6 protein-coding genes, 1 tRNA gene and 1 pseudogene are annotated in these 7,162 nt (G+C 45.3%); 4 read left to right on the top strand and 4 right to left on the bottom strand.

Features of this window, described 5'->3' with window-relative positions; genetic code table 11:
* Positions 1–280: 280 nt before the first annotated feature.
* The 4 genes from atpE to RMO55_RS21295 form a co-directional block, all read right to left on the bottom strand.
* Entirely contained in the window at positions 281–526 is a 246-nt protein-coding gene (gene atpE / locus RMO55_RS21310; RefSeq protein ID WP_310430087.1) for an ATP synthase F0 subunit C, read from the bottom strand.
* A gap of 150 nt (positions 527–676) precedes the next feature.
* A complete protein-coding gene (gene atpB, locus RMO55_RS21305; protein WP_310430085.1) occupies positions 677–1,435 on the bottom strand; it encodes a F0F1 ATP synthase subunit A in 759 nt (252 codons plus the stop codon).
* 84 nt (positions 1,436–1,519) lie between these two features.
* Positions 1,520–1,960 (bottom strand): ATP synthase subunit I, encoded by a 441-nt coding sequence (locus tag RMO55_RS21300; protein WP_310430083.1) that lies wholly within the window; start codon positions 1,958–1,960, stop codon positions 1,520–1,522.
* 253 nt (positions 1,961–2,213) lie between these two features.
* Positions 2,214–3,176 (bottom strand): NAD(P)-dependent oxidoreductase, encoded by a 963-nt coding sequence (locus RMO55_RS21295; protein ID WP_310430081.1) that lies wholly within the window; start codon positions 3,174–3,176, stop codon positions 2,214–2,216.
* A 639-nt stretch (positions 3,177–3,815) separates the two neighbouring features.
* On the opposite strand from RMO55_RS21295, the gene mrdA reads away from it, so the two are divergent.
* The 4 genes and pseudogenes from mrdA to RMO55_RS21275 all read left to right on the top strand — a co-directional run.
* A complete protein-coding gene (gene mrdA / locus RMO55_RS21290) occupies positions 3,816–5,690 on the top strand; it encodes a penicillin-binding protein 2 (protein ID WP_310430079.1) in 1,875 nt (624 codons plus the stop codon).
* Between the two features lie 178 nt (positions 5,691–5,868).
* Positions 5,869–5,941, top strand: a tRNA-Ala gene (locus RMO55_RS21285).
* Between the two features lie 93 nt (positions 5,942–6,034).
* Entirely contained in the window at positions 6,035–6,454 is a 420-nt protein-coding gene (locus RMO55_RS21280; RefSeq protein ID WP_310430077.1) for a GNAT family N-acetyltransferase, read from the top strand.
* Between the two features lie 288 nt (positions 6,455–6,742).
* Positions 6,743–7,162 (top strand): annotated as a pseudogene (locus RMO55_RS21275) (photosystem II chlorophyll-binding protein CP47); the annotation flags it as partial.

The following is a 7,162-nucleotide window of genomic DNA, read 5'->3' as shown; positions in this document are numbered from 1 at the left end:
GGTAAGGTGGCATCAAAGTCAAACAGTTTACCCTTTTCTGCTACTTCTTCGACTGCGGCTGTAGCCAGCAACAGTGTCCATTGTGGGATCATGTTCTCTGCTTTCCTGGATAATTTTAGGTCAGGAGGACGTTGACAGTAAGTCGTAAGTCGTAAGTCGTAAGTCTTAGGTGGTGTTGGGTTAAGATCTATAAAGTTCTTAGCGCAAAAGCTCGTTATCAACTTTCAACTTTCAACTTTCAACTAATACTGTCTTTCCTGCCGATTGATTGATGATGCGATTATGCGAAAGGGTTAGCAAACAACAGAATCAGTGCAACAACTAGACCGTAGATAGTCAAAGATTCCATGAACGCCAAGGAGAGCAGTAAGGTACCGCGAATTTTGCCTTCAGCTTCAGGTTGACGTGCAATACCTTCAACAGCGGAACCAGCAGCGGTACCTTGACCGATACCAGGTCCGATTGCAGCTAGACCAACAGCGAGAGCAGCAGCGATAACAGAAGCAGCAGCAACAGTAGGATTCATGATGTAATTACCTTAAAAAAATGATTGAGAGAATAAATTATGTAACGAGAAGCTCTTAAATGTCGTTTCTAGCGATCGCGAACTCAGACTAATTACCAGCCATATTTAGCTTGCAACTTTCCACTTTCCACTTTCCACTTTCCACTAAACCTAGTGTTCTTCTTCGTGTCCGCCATGACCTTCGATCGCTTCACCGATATACACAGCAGCTAGTGTAGCAAATACTAGAGCTTGAATCGCACTAGTAAACAACCCTAATAGCATAACTGGCATCGGGACAATAAACGGAACTAGTAATACTAGTACACCAACCACTAATTCATCCGCAAGGATGTTACCGAATAAACGGAAGCTTAGGGACAGCGGTTTAGTGAAGTCTTCGAGGATATTAATCGGTAGCAAGAACGGTTGCGGTTCGAGGTATTTAGCCAGGTAGCCCAAACCACGTTTGCGGAAACCTGCATAAAAATAAGCCAAGGACGTAAGCAAAGCCAATGCTACAGTGGTGTTGATGTCACCAGTTGGCGCGGCGAGTTCACCTGCGGGCAAGTGAATTAGCTTCCACGGGAGTAGTGCTCCAGACCAGTTGGATACAAAGATGAATAAAAATAGGGTACCGATGAATGGAACCCAAGGACGATATTCCTTCTCACCAATATGTTCTTTGGTTAGGTTCCTGATAAATTCTAGGGCATATTCCATCAGGTTTTGAATCCCGCTGGGAATGCGTTGCACATTCTTACCAGCGGCGAATGCTGCGATTAACAGCAACCCGATGACAAACCAAGAAGTGAGGAACACCTGACCGTGGAGTTGTAGCCCACCTATGCGCCAATACAAGTGATGACCGACTTCCAATGCCGCTAAGGGCAGAGGATTTATGATGTTTAAACCATCTAACATGTGCATCTAGGAGCCGTTTCTATCGATCGTTTACCAAAATTACAAAGACTGCAATTGATGGTCGGTGCTGTGCTCATCTAGCCTGATAAATCAGTCAGTGAGCCAGATTGTGCGGAAGATGTAGATTAACAATGCCGCTTTATAGGTCAAAAAGCCCAGGAAGACTGGCAAAATTTGCAATTGGTGCCATTTAGCCGCCACCAGCATCAAGACCACAAATAGGGCCAGACGATTGGGACTTAACTTCACAGACTCGTTTCCAATGCGGTCTACATCTTTTGCAAGCAGTCTCAAGTACACTACTCCTGTGACTGCACCCAAGAGGTAGCTGAAGGAAATCTTCCAGCCGTAGACTAGTACCACGGTGACAAATGCCACAACAGTAATTGCCAGAGTAATCAGATACAACTCTCGTTTGAGTTGTTGATACTCACCCATCGAGTCCTCTGCCGATCGAGTTACACTTTCATTAAGTGTAATTTCCTCGCCGACTGATTCTGTCGGTTGAGGTGTTTCATCAGTAGAGTTCACAGCAGTTTGGTGTTGTTTGAGCCTGACAGACCATCATCGATTGTATCATTGGCTGGTAACAATACTTTAAAAAAATTTATCTGGGGATCGATCGATCCGATTCAGCTCTCGCCCCACAATTCTTAGGGTGTGTTAGGCGTAGCCGTAACGCACATTAATTGGTGCTCATGCGTCTATCGATAACGCACCCTACGCTCTTCGTTTTGGACTTTTAATCCCCCAAACCCCCTGAAAAAAGGGGGTTAAGATCCAATCAAAGTCCGCGAGTGCGAAAGATGTCGGTAATGGTTGGGGCGTAGGTAGGTAATCCAAATGTGGCGGGACTAACGGGATTATTACTTCTGAAGTGACGGTAATCCAGACAAAAACGATCCCATTCTGCCATTTGGATGTTAAATACTTTAATGAAAAAGTTGGCAATCGTGTTTGATAAGGGAATGCGGAAGGGACTTTTTTTACCAAAGTAGCCACAGATTTCGGTGATGCCATCATCACCGCTAACTAATTTATTTCCTAAGACTACTCGTCGATCGAACTTATTGGCAATTTCGGGATGTGCGATCAGATGCCTGACGACTTCGGCGATATCTTTGGCATGAATAAAGTGAAAGCTCATATCAGCAGTAAAGAATTGCAGTAGTCCAGCATATTTGATGATATTTGGCAAGTCAGCAGAGAGAAAAGAATAGGGTTTTGTGCCGTCACCACCTAGTACTAGAGTCGGGAAAACTGTAGTGATTTTTGATGAAATACTATTAGCTCCGTCGGGTGCTTTTGCCTCTTTTGTCAATCTGTCTAAACACTGATGTTTAGACCTAATATAGTCTGTCCCGATTTTACCTGCTTCGGGGAGTAATTGATTGTCTCGATCGAGTACGCTTTGAGTCGAAAAATAGATAACTTGTTCGCACACATTGGAGTCGAGGAAGTCGAATAAAGCGTGAGTTTTGGTAAAGTTAATATCGAAGGCTTCCTGTCCGCCCCAGCCTGCCGCAGTGAGGACGGCAACGTTAATAGTTTTGAGTAACTCAGCCTGTTGTTCGATTTCCATCATGTCTCCTTGAATGACATGAATACCCTGACGTGCGGCAATATCTATTTGCAATTTAGCAGGATTACGAACAAATAGAAACAGTTCGTGATCGGTATTTTGGATCAGTGTTTCGCTGACATAATGACCAACACAACCACTAGCACCAGTTACAAGAATACGCATGAGGAGTTAAGAATTAGGAGTTGTCATACCACGATATAAAGGGTAATTCAGAAATTGCCCCTGTATCCTAAAATCAGAGATTAAGGATCGAAAGTAATTAGGATGGGAAATTTTGGATTGCCCTTAGCGATCCCAAGCCCACATATTAAAGTGGGAAAGTATCAGATGTTGCCCCATTAGGTAAACCTACATTGACAAGGATAGTTTATCACCACTGATCGCGCAGGAGCAGCTTTTAAAAATACATGAATTTACAGGTGAGTATTACAAATGAAGAAATAGATATGCGTTGCTGATTTACGGTCAGATTTTTCCTTCTGTAAGAGAATCCCAACAATAGAATCGTTCCAGTCGTATAAATCGATGATGCTGTCTTGGTATCAGCCAATCGGTTTGAAATGAATTATTATTTGCAAGTCCCTAACCAATCTATCTCACTGTCAACTCCTCTCCCCAATCGTCCCACTCTCGCCACATTGCCCCCTTTCTCATCCCTCAATTCAGCAACGTCCCATTAACTTAGTGCGGTATCCCCCACTCAAATAAATGACCGAGATCGGCTAGAATCCCAACTATTAGACTGCCCACCAATTATTTTGGTTGACACTCCCTCAACCTCGTAAAGCCAATCTTAATTTTATGCAGAATCGGTTCTCTGACAACTTTTCTGGCGATATATCCGGTAGTAATAGTGGGATATCTGGTTTTTATAACAAAACTCGAACTGTCGGACAAGGCAATCAATCATGGGTACTAATGGGAGTGCTGGGACTGGGCTTAATTGGTGGGATCGGTTCGCGGCTAGTTTATCTGCAATTGAACCAGGGCGCGAAGAATCGTCAAGTCGCCGAAAATAACCGAGTCCGCACCGTTGCCAAGCCACCAGTTCGGGGAAATATTTACGATCGCAAAGGTAGACTCTTGGCTGGAAATAAATTATCTCACTCAATTTTCATTTGGCCTTTAGCCACCAAACGGGAAAACTGGCTCAAAACCCGCCGTCGAATTGCCGAAATTTTGGATCTAGACGAGCAAATGATTCAAACCAAAGTGGCTGGGGTCAGTATTAATTCCACCCAGCGGGTGAGGATCGTGCGCGATCTCAGTGAAGCCCAAATTACCGCACTACGGGAATATGGTGCGGACAAAGAAGGTGTCGATGTTGATATCGAATCAGTTCGCTACTATCCTGGCGGACAACTTGCCGCTCACGTCCTGGGCTATACGGGTGAAATGAACGATCGAGAACTAAAAAAACTTCGACCCCAAGGCTATCGATTGGGCGATGTCACTGGCAAGATGGGACTAGAATCGACTCTAGAATCTCGGTTGCGCGGTGAGTGGGGTGGTACCCAAGTAGAAGTAGATGGGGCGGGTAGACTCCAGCAATTTTTAGGTCAAAAGGTCTCCAAATCGGGGCAAGATGTCACCATTACGATCGATCTCGAACTGCAAAAGGTTGCTGAAGCTGCGCTTGGTACTCACAAAGCCGCAATTGTGGCAATGGACCCCAGAAATGGCGAAATTTTAGCAATGGCTAGTCGCCCCGCTTTCGATCCAAATTCGCTCTCGGGCAGAATTTCGCCCTCCGTCTGGAAGCAACTTCAAGGGCAAGATCATCCCTTTGTCAATCGCGCTCTGAGTGCCTTTCCGCCAGCTAGCACGTTCAAAATTGTCACGACTACTGCTGCATTGGAATCTGGGAAATTTAAGCCCGATACAATTCTCCAAACATATGCTTCGCTGCGCATTGGCGGATTTACCTTTGCTGACTGGAATCACGCTGGGTTTGGGCCGCTAGGCTTTCCAGGTGCCTTAAAATGGAGTAGTGATACTTTCTTCTATCAGGTCGGGCAACGGGTCGGTGGACCGACAATGATCGATTGGACGCGCAAATATGGATATGGCAAAAAAACTGGGATCGAACTACCAGAAGAAGCTAAAGGTTTAGTTGCCGATGATACCTGGAAGCAGCTAAATTACAAAACGCAGTGGTCGATCGGCGACACCATCAACATGTCGATCGGTCAAGGCTTTCTCCAAGCTACACCACTTCAAGTCGCGGGCATGTTCGCCGTTCCTGCCAATGGCGGCTACCACGTCCAACCACATCTAGTCAAAGATGCGGAAAAACGAGAATGGCGCGAATCGATGAATCTTAAACCCAGTACGATTGCCACGATCCGGAAAGGTTTACGCGAAGTTGTCGATGGCGGTACTGGGGCAGCGATGAATACCCAAACCATCCCCAAAGCCGCAGGCAAAAGTGGTACCGCCGAAGCACCACCAGGGCCATCCCATGTCTGGTTTGGTTCATATGCCCCTCTAGATAAACCAGAGATCGTGGTTGTAGCTTTTGGCGAACATACAGGTGGTGGGGGCGGTAAAACCGCTGCACCAATGGTATTGAAGGTAATGGAAGCTTATTTTAATGGTGGCAAACCTTTACCAATAACACCAGAAAAGGATGGTAAGAAATCAGCAGCACCTAAAAAAAGAGTCGATCGCAGATAAGTACTCAAGTTGCTAGTATTAATTGTTTCCAACAGGGGGAGTGGATGAGTGTGGGAAGTAAGAACGCAAACATCTTCACATCCCTTATTCTCTCCACACCCCTACACCCCCACACCCCCACTCCCTACTCCCCCTCTTGACAACAGGAAACCCAATCGAGTAGATTGGTTATTAATTTGGGGCCATAGCTCAGTTGGTAGAGCACTACAATGGCATTGTAGGGGCCAGGAGTTCGAGCCTCCTTGGCTCCATTTGGATTAAGTTAAAAGTCGACTAGTGGCAGGTTTTAAATTCAAGCCCTGCCCTAGTATCGAGCAATTTTATCAACCCGCCCATACAGAAAGTTGAAAGTTCAATCTATCCGGTTTTGCGATCGCAGTGGCGATCTCGATCTTCTGAAACTTCAAGCACTACTAAATAAAAGTGCATTTTGGGCGATCGATCGTCAAATTGAAGACCTTAAAATCGCCCTCGATCGCAGCGAACCCGTAGTATGTGCTTGGGATAATGACAAGCTAATCGGCTTTGCTAGAGCAACTTCCGACGGAGTTTATCGTGCGACGATTTGGGATGTAGTCATCGATTGCGACTACCAAAGACTCGGATTGGGGCGTAAATTAGTCGAAACAGTACTCAGTCATCCATGTATGAACCGAGTCGAACGGATCTATCTCACCACCACTCACCAACAACAATTTTACGAACGACTAGGATTTGTAACTAATAGCAGCACGACTATGCGCCTCGATCGAGTTAGAGAGTAGAGAATGCAAGCGTCCCAAAATTCCAATCCGAATCCCGAATCCTGAATCCCGACTATTAACATTTGTAAACATTCTGAGGATAAATCTTAATTAAATTGCGATCATTAAAAGTGCTAGAACCACTATGAGTCTAGTCATGTGAAGGTTTGAGGCGATCTGTCAGTGCAAATTAATTACAGTGAGATCGTCTTGCTTCCGAGGTGGGAAGCGGATAACATAATGCATGAGATTATTTAAATAATAAAGATTTTCGTAGTAAACACCTATTCTTAAGGAGGAGCGTAGTCGATGGGACTACCCTGGTATCGCGTACATACAGTCGTCCTGAATGATCCAGGTCGGCTGATATCCGTGCATTTAATTCACACAGCTTTAGTTGCTGGGTGGGCTGGTTCGATGGCGCTGTTTGAACTATCAAACTTCGATCCTACCGATGCAGTTTTCAACCCCATGTGGAGACAAGGCATGTTTGTTATGCCCTTCATGGCACGTCTTGGGATCACTAAATCTTGGGGTGGCTGGAGTATTGTTCCAGGTGAATCAGCAGCAGATGTTGGTTTCTGGTCTTTTGAAGGTGTAGCTACCGCTCACATTTTTCTGTCTGGGATGCTGATGCTGGCATCGATCTGGCACTGGGTGTATTGGGACTTGGAACTATTTACAGATCCTCGAACTGGTGAACCAGCTCTAGATTTACCCAAAATGTTT

The sequence above is a fragment of the Chamaesiphon sp. VAR_48_metabat_135_sub genome, assembly GCF_031418915.1.
GTDB lineage: Bacteria > Cyanobacteriota > Cyanobacteriia > Cyanobacteriales > Chamaesiphonaceae > Chamaesiphon.
The sequence above is the reverse complement of the archived record's forward strand: the minus strand, read 5'-3'. Positions and strand labels throughout refer to the sequence as shown.